This window comes from Yoonia sp. R2331 (assembly GCF_041103235.1).
In the GTDB taxonomy this organism is placed as follows: domain Bacteria; phylum Pseudomonadota; class Alphaproteobacteria; order Rhodobacterales; family Rhodobacteraceae; genus CANMYO01.
The window spans coordinates 2,199,767-2,217,549 of record NZ_JBGCUN010000001.1 but is presented as its reverse complement, the minus strand read 5'-3'; the positions used below and the strand labels follow the sequence as shown (position 1 = coordinate 2,217,549).

21 protein-coding genes are annotated in these 17,783 nt (G+C 62.3%); 10 read left to right on the top strand and 11 right to left on the bottom strand.

Features of this window, described 5'->3' with window-relative positions; translation table 11 throughout:
* Positions 1-87: 87 nt before the first annotated feature.
* From AB3Y40_RS11405 to AB3Y40_RS11385, 5 genes are all read right to left on the bottom strand, one after another.
* Positions 88-2,253, bottom strand: coding sequence for an RNA degradosome polyphosphate kinase (locus tag AB3Y40_RS11405; RefSeq protein WP_369438910.1), 2,166 nt, complete (start codon positions 2,251-2,253; stop codon positions 88-90).
* A gap of 42 nt (positions 2,254-2,295) precedes the next feature.
* Positions 2,296-2,958, bottom strand: a complete 663-nt coding sequence (locus tag AB3Y40_RS11400; protein WP_369438909.1) for a P-loop NTPase family protein — start codon at positions 2,956-2,958, stop codon at positions 2,296-2,298.
* Positions 2,951-4,072, bottom strand: coding sequence for an AI-2E family transporter (locus AB3Y40_RS11395; protein ID WP_369438908.1), 1,122 nt, complete (start codon positions 4,070-4,072; stop codon positions 2,951-2,953). The genes AB3Y40_RS11400 and AB3Y40_RS11395 overlap by 8 nt, the downstream gene beginning before the upstream one ends.
* A 72-nt stretch (positions 4,073-4,144) precedes the next feature.
* Positions 4,145-4,984: a TolB family protein gene (locus tag AB3Y40_RS11390; protein WP_369438907.1), complete on the bottom strand. Its 840-nt coding sequence runs from the start codon at positions 4,982-4,984 to the stop codon at positions 4,145-4,147.
* Between the two features lie 45 nt (positions 4,985-5,029).
* Positions 5,030-5,533, bottom strand: a complete 504-nt coding sequence (locus AB3Y40_RS11385) for a fasciclin domain-containing protein (RefSeq protein ID WP_369438906.1) — start codon at positions 5,531-5,533, stop codon at positions 5,030-5,032.
* A 232-nt stretch (positions 5,534-5,765) separates the two neighbouring features.
* On the opposite strand from AB3Y40_RS11385, the gene proS reads away from it, so the two are divergent.
* On the top strand, positions 5,766-7,103 hold the full coding sequence (gene proS, locus AB3Y40_RS11380) for a proline--tRNA ligase (RefSeq protein ID WP_369438905.1): 1,338 nt from the start codon (positions 5,766-5,768) through the stop codon (positions 7,101-7,103).
* Positions 7,104-7,111: 8 nt separating this feature from the next.
* Here the strand turns inward: proS and AB3Y40_RS11375 are convergent, their stop codons facing one another.
* Genes AB3Y40_RS11375 through AB3Y40_RS11360 form a run of 4 tightly spaced genes read right to left on the bottom strand, consistent with a single transcriptional unit; the run spans position 7,112 to position 9,099 of the window.
* Positions 7,112-7,738, bottom strand: coding sequence for a methyltransferase domain-containing protein (locus AB3Y40_RS11375; protein ID WP_369438904.1), 627 nt, complete (start codon positions 7,736-7,738; stop codon positions 7,112-7,114).
* Positions 7,739-7,750: 12 nt separating this feature from the next.
* Positions 7,751-8,395, bottom strand: a complete 645-nt coding sequence (locus AB3Y40_RS11370; protein WP_369438903.1) for a DUF2306 domain-containing protein — start codon at positions 8,393-8,395, stop codon at positions 7,751-7,753.
* A 33-nt stretch (positions 8,396-8,428) separates the two neighbouring features.
* Complete coding sequence (locus AB3Y40_RS11365; RefSeq protein WP_369438902.1) at positions 8,429-8,650, bottom strand: helix-turn-helix transcriptional regulator; 222 nt, start codon at positions 8,648-8,650, stop codon at positions 8,429-8,431.
* Positions 8,650-9,099, bottom strand: coding sequence for a hypothetical protein (locus AB3Y40_RS11360; protein ID WP_369438901.1), 450 nt, complete (start codon positions 9,097-9,099; stop codon positions 8,650-8,652). The genes AB3Y40_RS11365 and AB3Y40_RS11360 overlap by 1 nt, the downstream gene beginning before the upstream one ends.
* Positions 9,100-9,302: 203 nt before the next feature.
* Between AB3Y40_RS11360 and AB3Y40_RS11355 the strand changes: the two genes are divergently transcribed.
* From AB3Y40_RS11355 to AB3Y40_RS11325, 7 genes are all read left to right on the top strand, one after another.
* A complete protein-coding gene (locus tag AB3Y40_RS11355) occupies positions 9,303-9,875 on the top strand; it encodes a DUF2937 family protein (protein WP_369438900.1) in 573 nt (190 codons plus the stop codon).
* The gene (locus AB3Y40_RS11350) at positions 9,872-10,570 is read left to right on the top strand and encodes a ThuA domain-containing protein (RefSeq protein ID WP_369438899.1); all 699 of its coding nucleotides are present in this window, start codon (positions 9,872-9,874) and stop codon (positions 10,568-10,570) included. The genes AB3Y40_RS11355 and AB3Y40_RS11350 overlap by 4 nt, the downstream gene beginning before the upstream one ends.
* Before the next feature lie 107 nt (positions 10,571-10,677).
* Positions 10,678-11,031 carry a YciI family protein gene (locus AB3Y40_RS11345; protein ID WP_369438898.1) on the top strand — a complete coding sequence of 118 codons (354 nt, stop codon included), beginning with the start codon at positions 10,678-10,680 and terminating at the stop codon, positions 11,029-11,031.
* A gap of 6 nt (positions 11,032-11,037) precedes the next feature.
* Positions 11,038-12,279, top strand: a complete 1,242-nt coding sequence (locus AB3Y40_RS11340) for an RNA polymerase sigma factor (RefSeq protein ID WP_369438897.1) — start codon at positions 11,038-11,040, stop codon at positions 12,277-12,279.
* Between the two features lie 100 nt (positions 12,280-12,379).
* The gene (locus tag AB3Y40_RS11335) at positions 12,380-13,663 is read left to right on the top strand and encodes a lipoprotein-releasing ABC transporter permease subunit (RefSeq protein ID WP_369438896.1); all 1,284 of its coding nucleotides are present in this window, start codon (positions 12,380-12,382) and stop codon (positions 13,661-13,663) included.
* Positions 13,656-14,330: an ABC transporter ATP-binding protein gene (locus AB3Y40_RS11330; protein WP_369438895.1), complete on the top strand. Its 675-nt coding sequence runs from the start codon at positions 13,656-13,658 to the stop codon at positions 14,328-14,330. The genes AB3Y40_RS11335 and AB3Y40_RS11330 overlap by 8 nt, the downstream gene beginning before the upstream one ends.
* Positions 14,331-14,379: 49 nt before the next feature.
* Positions 14,380-15,354, top strand: coding sequence for an Ldh family oxidoreductase (locus tag AB3Y40_RS11325; protein WP_369438894.1), 975 nt, complete (start codon positions 14,380-14,382; stop codon positions 15,352-15,354).
* On the opposite strand, the gene AB3Y40_RS11320 is transcribed toward AB3Y40_RS11325, so the two are convergent.
* Entirely contained in the window at positions 15,351-15,782 is a 432-nt protein-coding gene (locus tag AB3Y40_RS11320) for a DMT family transporter (protein WP_369439643.1), read from the bottom strand. The two genes, AB3Y40_RS11325 and AB3Y40_RS11320, sit on opposite strands and share 4 nt — an antisense overlap.
* Before the next feature lie 103 nt (positions 15,783-15,885).
* On the opposite strand from AB3Y40_RS11320, the gene AB3Y40_RS11315 reads away from it, so the two are divergent.
* The gene (locus AB3Y40_RS11315) at positions 15,886-16,272 is read left to right on the top strand and encodes a c-type cytochrome (RefSeq protein ID WP_369438893.1); all 387 of its coding nucleotides are present in this window, start codon (positions 15,886-15,888) and stop codon (positions 16,270-16,272) included.
* A 33-nt stretch (positions 16,273-16,305) separates the two neighbouring features.
* Here the strand turns inward: AB3Y40_RS11315 and AB3Y40_RS11310 are convergent, their stop codons facing one another.
* Positions 16,306-17,007, bottom strand: a complete 702-nt coding sequence (locus AB3Y40_RS11310; protein ID WP_369438892.1) for a DUF1194 domain-containing protein — start codon at positions 17,005-17,007, stop codon at positions 16,306-16,308.
* Between the two features lie 120 nt (positions 17,008-17,127).
* Here AB3Y40_RS11310 and AB3Y40_RS11305 point away from each other — a divergent pair, with 120 nt between their 5' ends.
* Positions 17,128-17,760 (top strand): DUF3047 domain-containing protein, encoded by a 633-nt coding sequence (locus AB3Y40_RS11305; protein ID WP_369438891.1) that lies wholly within the window; start codon positions 17,128-17,130, stop codon positions 17,758-17,760.
* Positions 17,761-17,783: the final 23 nt, after the last annotated feature.

Here is a 17,783-nt window from a genome sequence, read left to right as displayed (position 1 = left end):
ATGGTGTGGCCCCTCGGGTTCGTGCGGGCCGACTTTGGCCGATGGGCGCGGGGGCGTCAATCAACTGACCCGGAAAATGGCGGTTTGCTAGTCCTCTGTATGGGTCAGTTTGGGCACATCGGATGCCCCTGCTGATCCGCGCCCCGACAGCGACGGATTTTCCATAAAGAAGCGGTGGCAGTTGAACGCAAATTCGCCTTCCGGCACTTCGGCCCGCGCAAAGGTGCCATCGGCCTTCATCACCCAGCTTTGCGCCACATCGGCCATATTGGCCGCCATGATCTGGCTGACGATCTGCGCCTTGACGGTTGCATTCTTGATCTCGACCAGCGTTTCGACGCGGCGGTTCAGATTGCGCCCCATCCAATCGGCAGAGCTGATGTAGACCTTGGCCTTTTTGCTAGGCAGGGTCTGGCCATTGCCAAAACAGACGATCCGGCTGTGTTCCAGAAACCGGCCCACAATGGATTTCACGCGGATATTCTCCGACAGCCCTTTCACGCCGGGGCGTAGTCCGCAGATCCCGCGGATCACAAGATCAATCTTCACACCAGCCTGGGACGCTGCATAAAGCGCGTCAATCACGTCTTCCTCGATCAGGCTGTTCATTTTGGCCCAGATCACCGCCGGTTTGCCATTCGCGGCATTGGCCGCCTCTTCAGCGATGCGTTCCAGCAGCGTGGATTTGAGGTTCAGTGGCGCAATCGCAAGGTTTTCCAGCGCATCAGGCTGGGCATAGCCTGACAGATAATTGAACACCTTGGTCGCATCCCGCCCCAACTTGGCGTCACAGGTGAAAAAGCTCAGGTCGGTATACACGCGCGCGGTGATCGGATGGTAATTGCCCGTACCGTAGTGGGTATAGGTCACCAGCCGGTCGCCCTCGCGGCGGACCACGGTGCTGATCTTGGCGTGGGTCTTGTAGTTCAGAAAGCCATAGACCACATGCGCGCCCGCCCGTTCCAGCCTGCGTGACTGGCGAATATTGGCGGCCTCATCAAACCGCGCTTTCAATTCCACCAGCGCTGTCACCGACTTTCCGTCCTCTGCCGCCTCGCACAGCGCCTCGACAATGGGTGATCGTTTCGAGGTCCGATAAAGCGTCTGCTTGATCGCCACGACATCGGGATCGCGCGCGGCCTGCGCCAGAAACCGGATCACCATGTCAAAGGTCTCATAGGGGTGATGCAGCAGCATATCCTTCTGCCGGATCGCGGCGAACATATCGCCCTCAAAATCCTGCACCCGTTCCGGCACGCGCGGGGCGAACGGCGGCCACAGCAGATCAGGCCTGTCATCCAGCACCAGCTCGCTCAGGTCCGCAATCCCGATCAGCCCATCCACCTCGACCACTTCGTCGTCGGTGACGCGTAATTCCTGCATGATCATCCGGCGCAGCCCGGCGGGTGCATCGGCACTGATTTTCAGGCGCACAACTTCGCCTCGGCGGCGGCGCTTCAGCGCGGTCTCAAACTCCCGCACAAGGTCCTCGGCCTCGTCCTCGACCTCCAGATCACTGTCGCGCAGCACCTTGAACGCGCATTGTCCTTTGACCTTGTGACCGGGATAAAGACGGCTGACATAAAGCAGCAGCAGTTCTTCCAGCGGCAGGAACCGCGCAACGTCACCCGGCAAACGGACAAAGCGGTCGATCTGTGCGGGCACCGGCAGCAGCGCGCGCAGCGGCAGCTTGTCCTTGGTGCGTTCCAACTGCAGCGCCAGCGCAAAGCCTGCGTTGGGCAAGAACGGAAACGGGTGCGCAGGGTCAATCGCCAGTGGCGACAAAACCGGGAACACCTGATCCAGAAAGACGTCATCCAGATAGGCCATGTCCGCTTCGGTCAGGCCGTCGCGGCCCATGATGTGGATGTCAGCGGCGGCCATTTCCTCTGCCAGCGCGCGATAGACATCCTGTTGCCGCGACAGCAATGCGCGCGCATTCACATCAATCAGCGCCAATTGTTCAACCGGGGTGCGCCCGTCGAGACCGGGCATCGTGTTGCCCTCATGGGCCAACTCGCGCAGGCCCGCGACGCGCACAGTATAGAATTCGTCCAGATTGGTGGCCGAGATCGACAGGAACCGCAGCCGTTCCAGCAGCGGAACGCGCGGATTCTCCGCCTCTTCCAGCACCCGCCAGTTGAAAAACAGCCAACTGAGTTCCCGGTTCACATAGCGTTCCGGGGTGGTCACATCGATATCAAGGTCAACAGGGGCGGCAGGCGCTCCTTGTAGAAAATCAGCTTGCATCATCGGGCTTTCATCACTGCAAACCATTGCAGTTTCATGACATTATCACGCAAGCGGCGTGTCTTTGTCCAGCAACTCGCCTGCCAGTTTGCGGCTGATCGGCTTTTTGCGGCGCAGGGCCTCGGCGTCCAGCCGTGCGACGATATCGGCCGCGGCAGCAAAGGAGCGTTCGATCCGCAGCGACAGGTAATCAACCACCGCAGGCGGCGGCATGATCTGGCGGTCGGCGAAAAGCTTCATCAGCAGCGCTTGCAACAACGCATCATCGGGGTCACTGATTGCCACCGGCGTGGTGGCCTGCATCCGGCTGGCCAGATCGGGCAGGGCGATGTCCCAGCGGCTGGGCGGTGTCTGGGCGGTCAAAAGCAGCGGCAGCCGTGCGGCGCGCAGGTTGTTGTGCAAGTGAAACAGCGCCTCTTCGCAGGCGCGGGGCAGGGTGTGGATATCCTCGACCACCACCGGGCCGTTGGGGTGCACATCGTCCAGATCACGCGCGTTCATGATCCGCGCGCCGTGACCGGCCTGAAACACCCGCGCCAAATGGCTCTTGCCCGCGCCCGCAGGCCCTACAAGGCACAGCTTGCCCTCGGGCCAGCTATCGGGGGCCTCCAACATGGCAAAGGCCTGCGCATTTGCGTTCGAGACAAAGAAGTCCTCTGGCCCAAGGGCCACGCCCGTGGGCCAGTCAAAAATCAGCTGTTCAGGCATCCGGGTCCTTGCCCGCTTGCCCCCGGTAAAGCGTGCTGCGCTGGTATTGCCCGATGGCAAAGCGCACCAGCACCCCGATCATTGCCGCCAGCGGCACGGCGACCAGCAGTCCGACAAAGCCGAACAAGGCACCAAAGACCGACAGCGCCAGCAACAGCCAGACTGGGTGCAGCCCCACGGATGTCCCGACCAGTTTGGGCGTGAGGATATTGCCCTCGACGAACTGGCCCGCCTGAAAAATCAGATAGATGCCAATCACATAGAACCAGTTCACGCCCGCCACAGCGCCATCGACACCGTTGGCCACATCCGCGGCAGACCCGGTCCAAGTCTGAAAGATCGCGACACCCACCGCCAGCGCGCCACCAACAATGGCCCCAACATAGGGGATAAATGTCACCAGCCCCGCAATCGCGCCAATCACGATGCCAAAGTTCAGCCCCGCAATCATCAGTGCTGTGGCGTAAAAGACGCCCAAAATCAGGCACACCGTGCCTTGTCCGCGAATGAAACTCGCCAGCGTCGCATCCATCTGCCGCGCCAGATCGCGGATCACGGGTGCGTGGTCGCGCGGCAGCAACGCATCAATCCGCGCAGTCATGTTGTCCCAATCCACCAGCAGATAGACCGCCACCACAGGCACGATCAGGAACAGGACCACCACGTTCAAAACACCGGAAAAGGATGACAGAACCGTGCTCAACAGCTCACCACCTCGGCTTTGCAGGGATGCGGCGATGTTGTTCAGCTGCTGCCGGATCGCGCTGTCCTCGACCATCAGCTCGGGGAAGCGTTCGATCAGCCAATCGCGCAATTGCTTGAGGTATTCAGGTGCCGCCGCCACAAGGGCCGACCCTTGGGTGATCAGCGTCGGGATGATCAGCAGGACCAGCACAACAAAGATAAGCAAGGCCACCACGGTGATCACCGCCACCGACAGGGCCCGCGACAACCCCCAAGATTCCAGCTTGTCCGCAATCGGATCAAGGCAATAGGCAATCGCCCCGCCCAACACAAACGGCAGGATCACATCCCCCAGCGCCCAAAGCACCACCAGAAATGCCACCGTGGTGATGCCCCAGTACTTGGCTTGATCTTTCATCGGCAATGCCATCTGCGACCCCTTTGCTTGCGTTCTTCCTAGATGCGGCAGGTGCGGCGTTGGTGCAAGGGGGTAGGCCGGGGTTTACCCCGGCGCGCCCTTTGGATAGCGCACATAGGCAAAGCGCCCGCCCTCGGGATGCCAGCACGGCACGTTGATGCTGCCTTGCCCGCCGTTGAACGCCGCCAGCGCGCGGATATTGCCGCCCGTCGCGTCCATCAGGCGCAGCTCCACCGGCAAATCGCCGGGGTGGCCTGTCGTGCCTTCGGGATAGGCCAGATATAGCACGTCGCGGCCATCCGGGCTGGGGTGCGGAAACCATTTGACCCGTTCGTCATCGGTCATTTGTTGCAGATCGTCACCATCGGGCCGCATCCGCCACAGGTCCGCACCGCGCCCGTGATGATCCGAGTTGAACCAGATCCAGCGCCCGTCGGGCGTGTAGTCCGGCCCGTCCCGGTGGCCGGGTCCATCTGTCAGGATGACTTCATCTGTGCCATCTACCGCACTGGTACATATGTGAAAAATGCCTTTCCGCCTGCCGACATAGGCAATCCGCGCGCCATCCGGTGACCAGCCGTGCCAATAGCTGGGTGCCAACGGCGTAACCCGCTCTGGCGCGCCGCCGCCAATCGGCAAACGATAGATGATCGAGGTGCCGCGCCCCGGACTGTCCGAAATCATCAGCTTCAACCCATCGGGCGAAATCCCGTGGTCATTGTTGCAATGGGTGCAGGCACCGGTGTCGATCCGCTGCAGCACCTCAGGTGCGGCCAGATCGACCCGCAAAATCTGCCCGCCGCTATTGATCACCAAAAAGCCGCCGCAAGGCGACCAGTTCGGGGCCTCAAAGTGCACATCGGCGCGGTGGATCACATCCTCCGCGCCGGTGGCCGTGTCGTGTATCACAAGTTCAGAGATCATCCGCCCTTCATGGCGCATCCCTGTCAGGCGGGCAATATCCCCGGCTTAGTGGCAGGCCGGGCGCGTGCCGGGCAGCAGCACCTTGTCGATCACGTGGATCACGCCGTTGTCGGCCTCGATATTGGCGATCACCACATTGGCGACCTCGCCTGTGCCATCCGCAATGGTCACGCCGGAATGGCTGGTGATGCACAAACGTTCAGTGGCAAGGATCGGCTTATAGTAATTGGCCCCTGCGGCGAAATGCTCTGCCGTCAGCTTGCGGTCATCCACATGATAGAGCAGCACATTGGTCAGCTGATCCTTGTTCTCGGGCATCAGCAATGTTTCAACCGTGCCTTCGGGCAGGGCGGCAAAGGCGTCATTGACCGGGGCGTAAACGGTGAACGGGCCGGGGCCGGACAGGGTTTCGGCCAGACCGGCAGCGGTCACGGCAGCAACCAGCGTGCTGAACCGTTCGTCGCCTGCAGCGATATCAACGATTGTGTTGGCCGATGCGACCGTGGCGGCAGCGCCAAAGGCGGCGGCAAGGATAGTTGTGCGGAACATGATGTGTCTCCCTCTCGGTTGAACAAGCTTTTTGCTTGCTGTCAGGGATTACGCCGCAACCGTCCATTTGGGTCACTGTTGTCACGCAGGTGTCAGAACACTGTCATGAATGATCTGACCCGCGATCTGCGCCGTAACGCGCGGGCGCAATCACTTGGCGCAGCAGGCTGATCTTGTGAAGGGCAAGGCGATGCCCTAGGACTTGGCAAACTCCAGCTACAGGTTCCCGCCCATGCGCCTTTCCCGCTACTTCCTGCCCGTCCTCAAAGAAACCCCGCGCGAGGCGCAGATCGTCAGCCACCGCTACATGCTGCAGGCGGGCCTGATCAAACAGGCCAGCGCCGGCATCTATTCCTGGCTGCCGCTGGGCTTCAAAATGCTGCGCAAGCTGGAAAACATCGTGCACGAAGAACAGGCCAAGGCAGGTCATATCGCCATGCTGATGCCGACGCTGCAATCGGCGGACCTGTGGCGCGAAAGCGGCCGCTATGACGGTTATGGCGAAGAAATGCTGCGCATGAAAGACCGGCACGACCGCGACATGCTGTTTTCGCCAACGGCTGAGGAAATGTTCACCGACACCTTCCGGTCTTACGTCAAATCCTACAAAGACCTGCCGCTGACGCTCTACCAGATCCAGTGGAAATTCCGGGATGAGGTGCGCCCGCGGTTCGGCGTCATGCGCGGGCGAGAGTTCCTGATGAAAGACGGCTACAACTTTGACCTCACCAAAGAAGACGCGCTGCACGCCTACAACCGCCACCTTGTGACCTACCTGCGCACCTATGAACGCATGGGGCTTCAGGCGATCCCGATGCGTGCTGATAGCGGGCCCATTGGCGGCGACTACACCCATGAATTTCTTGTGCTTGCGGACACCGGTGAATCAGAGGTCTTCTACGACAGCGCCGTCACCGACATCTCGCTCGGTCAGCGCGACGTGAATTTCGACGACGTGGATCAATGCCAGTCGATCATGGACGAATTTACCTCGCTCTACGCCCGCACAGATGAAACCCACGAAGAAGACCTGTTCAACGCCATCCCAGAGGATCGCCGCCGCGTCGCCCGTGGCATCGAAGTGGGGCAGATTTTCTACTTCGGCACGACATACTCTGAACCCTTGGGTGCTACCGTCGATGACGGCAAAGGCGGCCAAACTCCCGTCCACATGGGCTCTCACGGCATCGGCGTTTCCCGCCTGCTTGGGGCCATTATCGAGGCGAGCCATGACGACAAGGGTATCATCTGGCCCGAAGGCGTCACGCCCTTCCACTGCGGCATCCTTAACATGCGCTCCGGCGATGATGCCTGTGACGCCGCCTGCGAAGACCTCTATGCGCAGCTTACCAACGCAGGTCTGGAACCGCTCTATGACGACCGTGACGAACGCGCCGGGGCCAAATTCGGCACGATGGACATGATCGGCCTGCCGTGGCGGATCACCGTCGGTCCGCGCGGGTTGAAAGAGGGCAAGGTCGAACTGACCAGCCGCCGCACCGGCGAAAGCACTGAAATGTCCCCCGCCGATGCGGTGCAGCGTATCGTAGACATCTACGCCGCGCTCTAGGCCGGGCTTCAGACCGGCATCACCGGCTTTTGCCCGATCAGAAAGACTGACGCATCAGGCCGGGGCCGGAATTCATCGACAATCTCCAGCCCCGCAGCCCGATGGGCCGCGATCAGGTCATCGCGCTTGACCAGCAGCACCTTGGGGATCAGCCCCAGCTTGCCGATCCATGGCACGACCTTTGGCATCAGCCCGGTCATATCCCCCATGCACACGGTTGAGGTGACGACGTAGCCCCCCGGTTTCACCTGACCCGCCAACGCCGCCACACCAGCGCCGGCATCATCCAGCAGATGCAGCAGCGACAGGCCAAGCGCCATATCGTACTGCGGTGTGGCGGGCAGGTCCGCAAAGCTGCCGATGCGGAAATCCACATTGCTGATCCCCCGGCTTGCAGCCTTGTCGCGGGCAATGCCGATCATCGCCTTGGAAAAATCCAGCGCGTCAATCTTTGCGACCTTGGGCGCGTGATACAGCGCCGTGGTGCCGGTGCCGCAGCCCATTTCCAGCAGGTGCATTTCGGGGCGCAGTAGCGCCTGGGTCATCGCCAGCTTGCGCTCATAGCTGGGTTGATCCGCAACCGGGTCGCGGGCGTATTTTTTGGCAATGACGTTCCAGAATGTTTCGCGGGCCATAGTGGGGCCTCCTTATGTGTGGATCTGAATGGGGGCAGGGCGGTTGATCCGGCGGATCACCCATTCGCCTGCGGCAATCGACAGCGCCCATGAGGCGACGACCGTCAGATCGGACATCACGCCAACGGGCGGCTCGCCGGTGATCAGGTAGATCGGGAACAGGATGAATGCGATCAGCGACTGGCCCATGCCAATGGCATAGGCGCGGATCATCCAGGCGCGGTGGCGCGGGATATCGCGGTCCATGACCGCGCGGATCGCCAGCGCCAGCGCCACCAGCAAGACTATCCCGCCCAGCATCCGGGCCACATCTATGATCAGCGTCGATGACCCCGGAAAGGCCAACAGCAGCCGCAACCCCGACAGGCCCAGCACAACGCCTGCGGCCACAAAGATGCGCCCCAAAAACTTGTGCAAGCGCCCGAACCGCTGCGCCAGCGCGCGGCCAAACTGCAACGGCCCCAGCAGGCCAAAGGTGGCCCCAGCGGCCGCATGCAGCCAATAGGGCAGCGGCTGCGTCATCAGATAGGCCACGTCCTGTGGCGTTGTCCCGGCGGGAATTTGCACCACCCGGACCCCGGCCATCACGGTGGGGATGGCCGTCAGGAAAAGCAGAAGTGCAGGCACAGAAATGGCGTTCACGGAACGGCGTCCCATGTTGGTCTCCTTTATAAAACAGTTGGTTAGACGCTAGTCTTCAGGTGCGTCGTATTGAAAAACCTCTTCAAGCGGCTTGTCGAAAGCCTTGGCAATCTTGAACGCCAGCTCCAACGTGGGCGAGTATTTGGCGTTCTCGATTGCCACAATCGTCTGGCGCGTGACACCCACGGCCTCTGCCAGACCCTTTTGCGTCATCTCACCGGTTTCAAAGCGAAGCCGGCGGATGGTGTTGCTGATCGGCGGCGCGCCCATCAGTAGCCGCGCCGGTAGAAAAAGAGTTTGACCAGATTGCCCGCAACGTCTGAAAACCACGCCGCCAGCAACATCAGGTTCAGGGTCTGCAGCGCGGAATATCCCAGCGCCAGCAAGACGACCGCAATGATCCAGCCCGTTGAAAACACAGCCTGCGTCACCCGCATTCCGCGCAATCCAATATGGCGATCCCGCTCATCCTCTTTCATCGTCAAATCGTCACCCCCGGTGAAGATGCCGTAGACGATATTGGCCAGAATGACAGTGACGATCACCATCACAATCGCCATCGGGATATATGTCAGCACCCGCCGCGCCCATGTTTGCAGGCCCTCCGGCCCGTCAAAAGCGCCCAACACGGTGGCATCATAAATGCGCGTGCCAAAGATCAGCATGACGGCCAGGCTGACCAGCAGGTAGACCCATGTGTTGCGTTCCTCAAATGCCATCGCTCTTGTCCTTCCGCGAATCGATGTGTCTGGTTTGTTGTACCTTATGTATGTTTCATTTTACCCCATGTCAAATAAACCGGACACGATGAATTTGCCAGATAGACGGACTGCCCGCGGTGCGGCATAGTGCGGAAAAACAAAATAGACCTGAGGCACGACATGGTTCTGAACATGCGGACACACGCGCGATCTGCGCGTGAATGGCGCTGATGCGGCGCGCTTTGGCACTGGCGGGCGGCGTTGCGGGGGCTGCGGTCCTGTCGCAATACCCCGCGTTTTCGCAGCAATACCTGCAACGGCTGGCCGGGCAGGTCGATGCGCTGACCGTTGTGGTCAAGGACTTTGACGCCTCGGCTCTGGCCTCTGGCCTTGGTCGGCAAGAGGCGCTGGACCAGATGACCGGCACCGCATTCCTGCAAGCGCGGGCCACGGACATGCGCCAGACTTTTGTGCGTCACGCGCGCCTGTCCGACAATCTGACCGCCCTGCGCGCGGCCACACCGATGGAACGGATCGCCATGCCGCAACGCATGTCCGACCCCGCGACGCTCGCGGCTGCCTGGGCCGACTTTGAACCGGCGATGCCGCTTTCCGCGCCCGGTGCGGTCACGGCAGGTGCGGGCTTTGTCACCGGCTGGGCGGGCATCGCCGCACTCTTGGCGTTGATCACCGCCCCCTTTCGCCGCCGCAAGGCCCCCGCACGGCAAGAACCGCGCGTGGCCCGCCCGGCACCGCAACCCAACCTTCCCAAACTGCAAGGAGTCCGCAGATGAAAGCTTTGATTACATGGGGCGGCTGGGACGGCCATCAGCCCGACAAGGTCGCCGCGATCTTCCGCGACATCCTGGTCGGGGCAGGGGCAGACGTCACCGTCACCGACACGCTTGATGCCTTTGATGACCCCGACTACCTGCAAACCCTCGACCTGATCGTGCCCGTCTGGACGATGAGCAAGACAACCCGCGAAGCTGCCACCAATGTGTCAGAGGCCGTGGCCCGTGGCACCGGCCTTGCGGGCTGTCATGGCGGCATGTGTGATGCGTTCCGCGACATGCCACTTTGGCAATTCATGACCGGCGCCAATTGGGTGGCCCACCCCGGCGGCGACGGCGTGAAACACCGGGTGCAGATCACTTCGGATGATCCTTTGGTCGCGGGCATCCCCGATTTCGATGTCGCGACAGAGCAGTATTACCTGCACACCGACGCCGCCAACACAGTGCTCGCCACCACCCGCACCGATGTGGTGACCTGGTATCACAGCCCCAATGGCCCGGTGGACATGCCCGTGGCATGGACCCGCCACTGGGGCCACGGCCGCGTCTACTACAACGCGCTGGGCCATCAGGCCGACGTCATCGCCGAGGGCCCCGCGCACGAAATGCTGCGCCGTGGATTGATCTGGGCTGGGTCCGGGCAAAAGGGTCAGGATGTCAGCGCCCTGCAATCCCCCGGCAATCACTGGTAGCCGCGAAAAAGCGAAAAATTTTTTGAACCCCTGTCGATTTGGGCGGGCCTGCCGCGTCTGGTATGTAAGGGGCGCGCGGTTGCGCCCTGCAGACAAGGAGAAACAAAATGCAATTTATGTGCTTGATCTATTCCGCCGAAGGAACTGGCCCGCAGCCCGGAACACCCGAATTCGGCCCCTTCATGCAGGGCTATCAGGATTTCACCAAAGACATGCAGGACAGCGGCAAGATGGTCGCCGGTGACGCGCTGCAATCCGTTTCAACCGCTACCACAGTCACCGTGCGCGACGGCAAGACCGAAACGATGGACGGCCCCTTTGCCGAAACCAAAGAACATCTGGGCGGCTACTACCTGCTCGACTGCGCTGATCTGGACGAGGCACTGAAATACGCAGCACAGATCCCGACCGCGCAATATGGCCGGATCGAGGTGCGCCCGGTTGTCGTCTGGGACAACTGATCGCTGATGCCGCCCCCATCTCAACACGCCATCGAAGCTGTGGTGCGCAAGGATTGGGGGCGCATTCTGGCATCGCTCGTCAAGACGTTGAGCGACTTCCAACTGGCCGAGGATTGCCTGCAAGACGCGCTCGTCTCAGCCCTGACGCACTGGGCGCGCAACGGTTTGCCGCGCGCGCCCGATGCCTGGCTGATCACCACCGCCCGGCGCAAGGCCATTGACCGGCTGCGGCGTGCGGCCACGCATAACACCCACGCAGCCGAGCTGTCTTATCTGGCGGACCTTGCCAATGAACCGATAGAGGATGTCGTGATCCCCGATAAACGGCTGGAAATGATCTTTACCTGCTGCCATCCCGCAATCGAAGGGCAGGCGCAGGTCGCCCTGACCCTGCGCACGCTTGGCGGGCTGACCACGGATGAAATCGCCCATGCCTTTCTGGTCAAGCCCGACACAATGGCCCAACGTCTAGTGCGCGCCAAACGCAAGATTGCGGCCGCTGGCATTCCTTACGCGGTGCCTGACGCGGACGTGCTGCCCGCGCGGATCGACGCCGTGTTGTCGGTTATCTACCTGATTTTCAACGAAGGCTACAGCGCCACCGCCGGAACCGACCTGACCCGCCCCAGCCTCTCGGACGAGGCGATCCGCCTCGCGCGGGTGGTGGCGGGTCTGATGCCACGGGTCGCCGAAGTGCGCGGCTTGCTGGCGCTGATGCTGCTGCACGACAGTCGCCGGGCCGCGCGCACGGACAGCCATGGCCAGATGATCCCGCTTGAGGCGCAGGACCGCAGCCTCTGGGACCGCGCCAAAATTGACGAAGGCACGCAAATCATTCGCGCGGCCCTGCTGGAACAGCTCATCGGCCCCTATCAATTGCAGGCCGCGATCAGTGCCGCCCATGCCACGGCACCCGATTGGGACAGCACCGATTGGCAGGACATCGCCGGGCTTTATGGCCTGCTCTGGAAGGTGCAGCCGACGCCCGTGGTGCAGATCAACCGCGCGATTGCGGTGTCCTATGCCCAGGACCCCGCCGCCGGACTGGCGCTGTTGGCGCAAGTACAGGACGACCAGATCGCCAGCTACCAACCCTATCACGCGGCCCTTGCTGATCTTTCTGCACGTGCGGGCGACATCGCGGCGGCGCATGACGCTTATGCCCGCGCCATCGCCTTGTCGCAAAACGCGCAGGAACGCGGCTTTCTGACCGCGCGGCAATCGGCGCTGGGCCGCACCCTGCATTAGGGTCAGGACCCTCGGCAACCTCCGGCTAAATCACCCCGGTCTGCATTGACCCGCGCGCCCGCATCCCCCAATGTCCGCGCGAGCAGACAAAAGGCAGCAAATGGCCCGCACCGCCCCTTTCGCAAAATTCGAATGGATGATCGCCTGGCGCTATATCCGCGCCAAACGCGCCGAAGGTGGCGTCAGCGTGATGACCTGGATCAGCCTCGTGGGCGTGACCCTCGCCGTCTTTGCCCTGATCGCCACACTGGCCGTGCGCTCTGGCTTTCGGGCCGAATTTGTGGACACGATCCTTGGCTCCAACGCCCACGTCACCGTCTATCAACAGACAGAGATTGCAGGCACCACGCAGGTCAGCCGGCTGATCACCGACTATGACCAGCTGACGACCGATCTTGCCGCAATCCCCGGTGTTACCCGCGCCGCCCCGCTTGTGCGCGGGCAGGTCCTTGCCAATCGCGGCAATCAGAACACGGCGGCTGACGTCTATGGCATAGCACCTGCGGACCTGCTGACCATTCCGCGCATCGCCAATCCCGAAGACAGCATCGGCGACATCGCCAATTTCGCGGACGGCATCGCGATGGGCTCTGGCGTCGCGCGCGAATTGGGCGTGACGGTCGGCGACCGCGTGCGCCTGATTTCACCCAATGGCGCGCGCACTGCGATGGGCACCGCGCCGCGCACCAACGCCTATGACGTGGTCTATATCTTCACTGCCGGGCGCTATGACATCGACCGCACCCGCGTCTACATGCCGCTGCCAGAGGCGCAGTTGTTCTTTAACCGTGACGGCGTCGCGGACGAGATTGAGGTTATGGTCGCCGACCCTGACGCCATCGACGACCTGATCCCCGCGATCTTTGACGTGGGCGGGCAGGGCACGCTGGTCTGGACATGGCGTGACAGCGCAGGCGCGTTTCTGCGGGCACTTGCGGTAGAGGATAACGTGATGTTCGTGATCCTCTCGATCCTTGTGCTGATTGCCTCGATGAACATCATCTCGGGCTTGATCATGCTGGTCAAAAACAAGGGCCGCGACGTCGGCATCCTGCGCACGATGGGCCTGACCGAAGGCTCGATCCTGCGCATTTTCTTTATCTGTGGGGCGGGCATCGGCACCGTTGGCACGATCTTGGGTGTGATCATCGGCTGCCTCTTTGCGATCTACATCGACCAGATCTTCAGCTTCGTGAACTACATGGCCGGTGGCGGCGTCTGGGACCCGTCGATCCGGGGCATCTACGCGCTGCCTGCGGAATTGCACCTTTCTGATGTGCTGAAATCCGTGGCCCTGTCGCTGGGTCTCTCCTGGATCGTCACGATCTTCCCCGCCCGTCGCGCCGCGCGGATGAACCCGGTCGAGGCGCTGCGGTATGAGTGATGTGCTGACCCTCACCGGCCTGACCAAAGGCTACAACCACGGAAAACCCTCCGAGGTGACCGTGCTGCAAGGCGCAGACCTGACCGTGGCGCAAGGAGAGGTCGTGGCCCTTGTCGCACCCTCAGGCGCAGGCAAATCCACGCTTTTGCACATCGCGGGGCTGCTGGATACGCCGGATGCGGGCAGCGTGGCGATCGGTGGCACCGATATGACAAAACTATCTGACCGCAAACGCACCGCTGTGCGCCGCGCTGATGTCGGGTTTATCTACCAGTTTCACCACCTGCTGCCGGAATTTACCGCGCTTGAAAATATCGTGCTGCCACAGCTTGCCAACGGCGTGGATGCCGCCGCGGCAGAGGCCTATGCGCTCGATTTGCTGGACCGCGTCGGCGTGCAGCCCCGCGCCAGCCACCGCCCCGCGGCCCTGTCAGGTGGCGAACAACAGCGCGTTGCCTTCTGCCGTGCGCTGGCCAACCAGCCCAGCCTGCTGCTTGCGGATGAACCCACCGGCAACCTTGACCCGGCGACCTCGGACCGGGTGTTTGATGCGCTGATCGCACTGGTGCGCAGCACGGGGCTGTCGGCGGTGATTGCCACCCATAACCTCGATTTAGCTGCGCGGATGGACCGGACGGTGCGCCTTGTCGACGGACGTCTCAATTAGCGGGCCTCGATTATTCGTCGAATAATCGCCACCGACAAAAGGAAACCACATGCCCCAAGTCACCCCCGCACAGATCCATACCGCCACCCATGCAGCCCTCGTGGCCCATGGGGCCAGCGATCACGCAGCCACCCTTGTGGCCCGCGCCACCGCCGATAGCGAGGCGCATGGCAATACGATCTGCGGCCTGTCTTACGTGGAAAGCTACTGCGCCGCCCTTGAAACCGGTCGCGTGGATGGCACCGCCACGCCTGTGGTCAGCACGCCGCGTCCCGGCGCGGTGACCGTCGATGCAGCACAGGGCTTTGCGCAACCGGCGTTCGACGCGGGCCTGCAATCTGCCGTCGCCGCCGCCCGCACCAATGGCATCGCAAGCCTTGCTGTGGCGCATAGCCACACCTGCACCTCGCTTGGCTATTTCACCGCCCAGATTGCGGCTGCTGGGCTGGTGGGCCTTGGCTTTACCAATGCCTCCCCCGTAGTTGCCCCACCGGGTGGCGCGAAGCCCGCCCTTGGCACCAACCCCATCGCACTCTCCGTGCCCGGTGACGGCAAAATGGCGCTGCACTTCGACAGCTCCACCTCTGCCGCCGCTCTGGGTGCCATCAAAGAGGCGAAAGCCGCAGGCACGCCGATCCCTTCCGGCTGGTGCGTTGACGAAAACGGCGATCCCACAACCGACCCTGCCGCCGCCTTGCGCGGTGGCATCCTGCCATTGGGCGGGGCCAAGGGTTTCGGCTTTGGTGTCATGGCAGAGGTGATGGCCGCCGCCCTGACCGGTTCGGTCAATTCGGTCGATGTGGCAGGCCTCAAGCTGGGCGACGGCCCGCCCCATGATCTGGGTCAGTTCTACGTCCTGATCGACCCCGGCACCCACACCGATCATTGGGCCGCGCGCATCGCCCGGCTGGCAGGGGCGGTCTCGGATCAACCCGGCGCGCGCCTGCCCGGATCAACGCGGGTTCCGATGGACACCGTCGCTGTGCCCGATGCCCTGTGGGACCGGATCACCGCACTGGCCTAGGCCTTCTGCGTCACGAACACCCCAGCCGCCATCAGCGCAATCCCTGCTGCACGGGTCAGCGTCAGCGGTGACACCTGTGCTGTGAACAGCCCGAAATGGTCAATGGCAGCCGCTGCAATCAACTGCCCCAGCAGCACAAAGAACACCGCATTGCCCACGCCAATGATCGGCGCGATCCAGGTGATCGTCAGCACATAGAACGCAATCAGCACCCCACCCAGAAACAGATGCCTTGGCGCCATTCCCAGCTTGGCCACCGCCCCCGGTGCTGTCAGCGCCGCAGTCGCTGCCGCCACTCCAAAGGCCACCGCAAACAGCACCGTCGCGGCCACTGCAGGTGATCCGATCGTGCGCCCCAAGGCCGCGTTCAACGCCGCCAAAACCGGCACCCCGATCCCGGCCAGCAGCATGATGCCCGCATATTGCATATCGTCCCCTCCTTGGTTGACCCGCACACTGACGCAGCCCATGATCTGGATCAAGGCGGGGACCTCACCACCTGCTAGTCTTGCGGCAAAAGGAGCTTTCACAATGCGCCCCATCACCTTGATCCCCCTGATCGCGCTCGCCGCCTGTGTCCAGGACGCGCCGGTCGACGGCAAACTGGCCTTCATGGACAATTGTGCCGCCTGCCACGGGGCATCTGGACAAGGCGACGGCCCGCTTGCGGCCAACCTGACCCCCACACCCCCCGATTTGACTCGCATCGCTGCACGCAACGGCGGGGTCTTTGATCGTGCCTATGTGGCCAGCTTCATCGACGGGCTGGACCGGGGACAGCACAACGCGGATGTGATGCCAGAGTTTGGGGCAGGGGACCTTGGCCCGCTGGTCACCACGGACGAAGACGGCGTGCCTGTGCCGATCCCGCTCAAGCTTCTGGTGCTGACCGACTACGTCGAAAGCATCCAGCAGTGATGCAGGTGTAGGCCGGGGTTCACCCCGGCGCACTTATTCAACCAAGGCCACATCCACCCCCGGCATCTGGCCCGAGATTTCCAGAAAAATCTTGCGCTGCACGGCCGCGCCAAAGGTCTCGCGGCTTTCGGCCGTGACCATAAAGGCACCGGGGCCGCCGATGATCCGCGCCTGATATTCCGCCTCCAGATTGGCGCCCGCGCGGCGCCCGCTGTCGGGCCGCAGGATCGGCAGCGCATTGATGACCGTGCCGCGGGACAAGACCTCTTGCCGTGCCTCTTCAATCGGTGGCCCGTTTGAATTGCCGATACTGTCGCCGGAAAAGTCGATCACATGGCGGAAGCCGTCAAACTGGTTGATGTCGATTTGCCGCTGCCCTTCCAGCAAGGCCGCCCCAATCGCATTGCGCCCGAACACCTGCCTTGGTCCTTCCAGCTTGGCGGCAAAAGCCGCCGCCGCCTCTGGCCCGTCAATCAGCGTCCACTCCGCGACCACCGCCTGATTGATCGCCCATTCCACATAAGCCACCGCAATATGCCCGTAGGCTGTGTCGGCAATTGCCGCCAATACCTCGGGGCTTTGGATTGCATCCGCATAGCCCTGTCGCTGAAACGCAAGCTCGGCCTCATCAATCGACCCCGACCCATCCGCCAGAAACACCAGTTCCAACGAGGTTTCGACCATTTGCGCCTGCGCGGCACCGGCCCACAGGCAAAGGGCAACTGTCATCCGCATGAATCCAAACATAGCTTCATTTCACCCCGTGACAATCGCGTGACGCGGGCGTGAGGGGCGGCGAAACCGATCCGCAACCTGCTACGTGTCTTCCAACACCTCGGAATGGAGAGACCGAACATGATCAAATACGCCGCCCTCAGCCTTGCCCTTGTTGCCACACCGCTGGCCGCTGGCCCCGTCAGCTTTGCCAATGGCTGGCAGGAACAGAAGCTGTCGCTTTTCTCAAGCAACGACTACAACTTCGGCAATACGCTCTCGATGGTCTCAAACGGCTCTGTCAGCATCGCCTGGACCCGCCTGCCGCAGTCCGAATGGGGGGCAAATGCCGCGTCCTGGGCCTGGACGGTGGACCAATCGGTGCCCGCCACGGATCTGTCGCGCAAAGGCGGCGATGACCGGAACATCAGCGTCTATTTCGTCTTTGTTCCGGCTGAGGTGGCCCCGTCGCTGTCAGGTGCCGGCATCCGCAGCCTCTTGGGTCGCGACGATGTGCGGGTGATCCAATACGCCTGGGGCGGCAACCACAGCCGGGGACAAGTGATCAAATCGCCCTATGGCCGTGGCGGCGTGACGATCCCCCTGCGCCAAGCCAGCACCGGGTCACATAGCGAAAGCGTCGACCTCGCCGCGGACTACGCCCGCGCCTTTGGCGGCACCAAAGGCGCGCTGATCGGCATGGCCGTATCTGGCGACAGCGATGACACCGACAGCGTGATCCGTGCCGCGATTGGTAATATGACGCTCCGGTAATCCTTACTTTACGTAAGCCCATG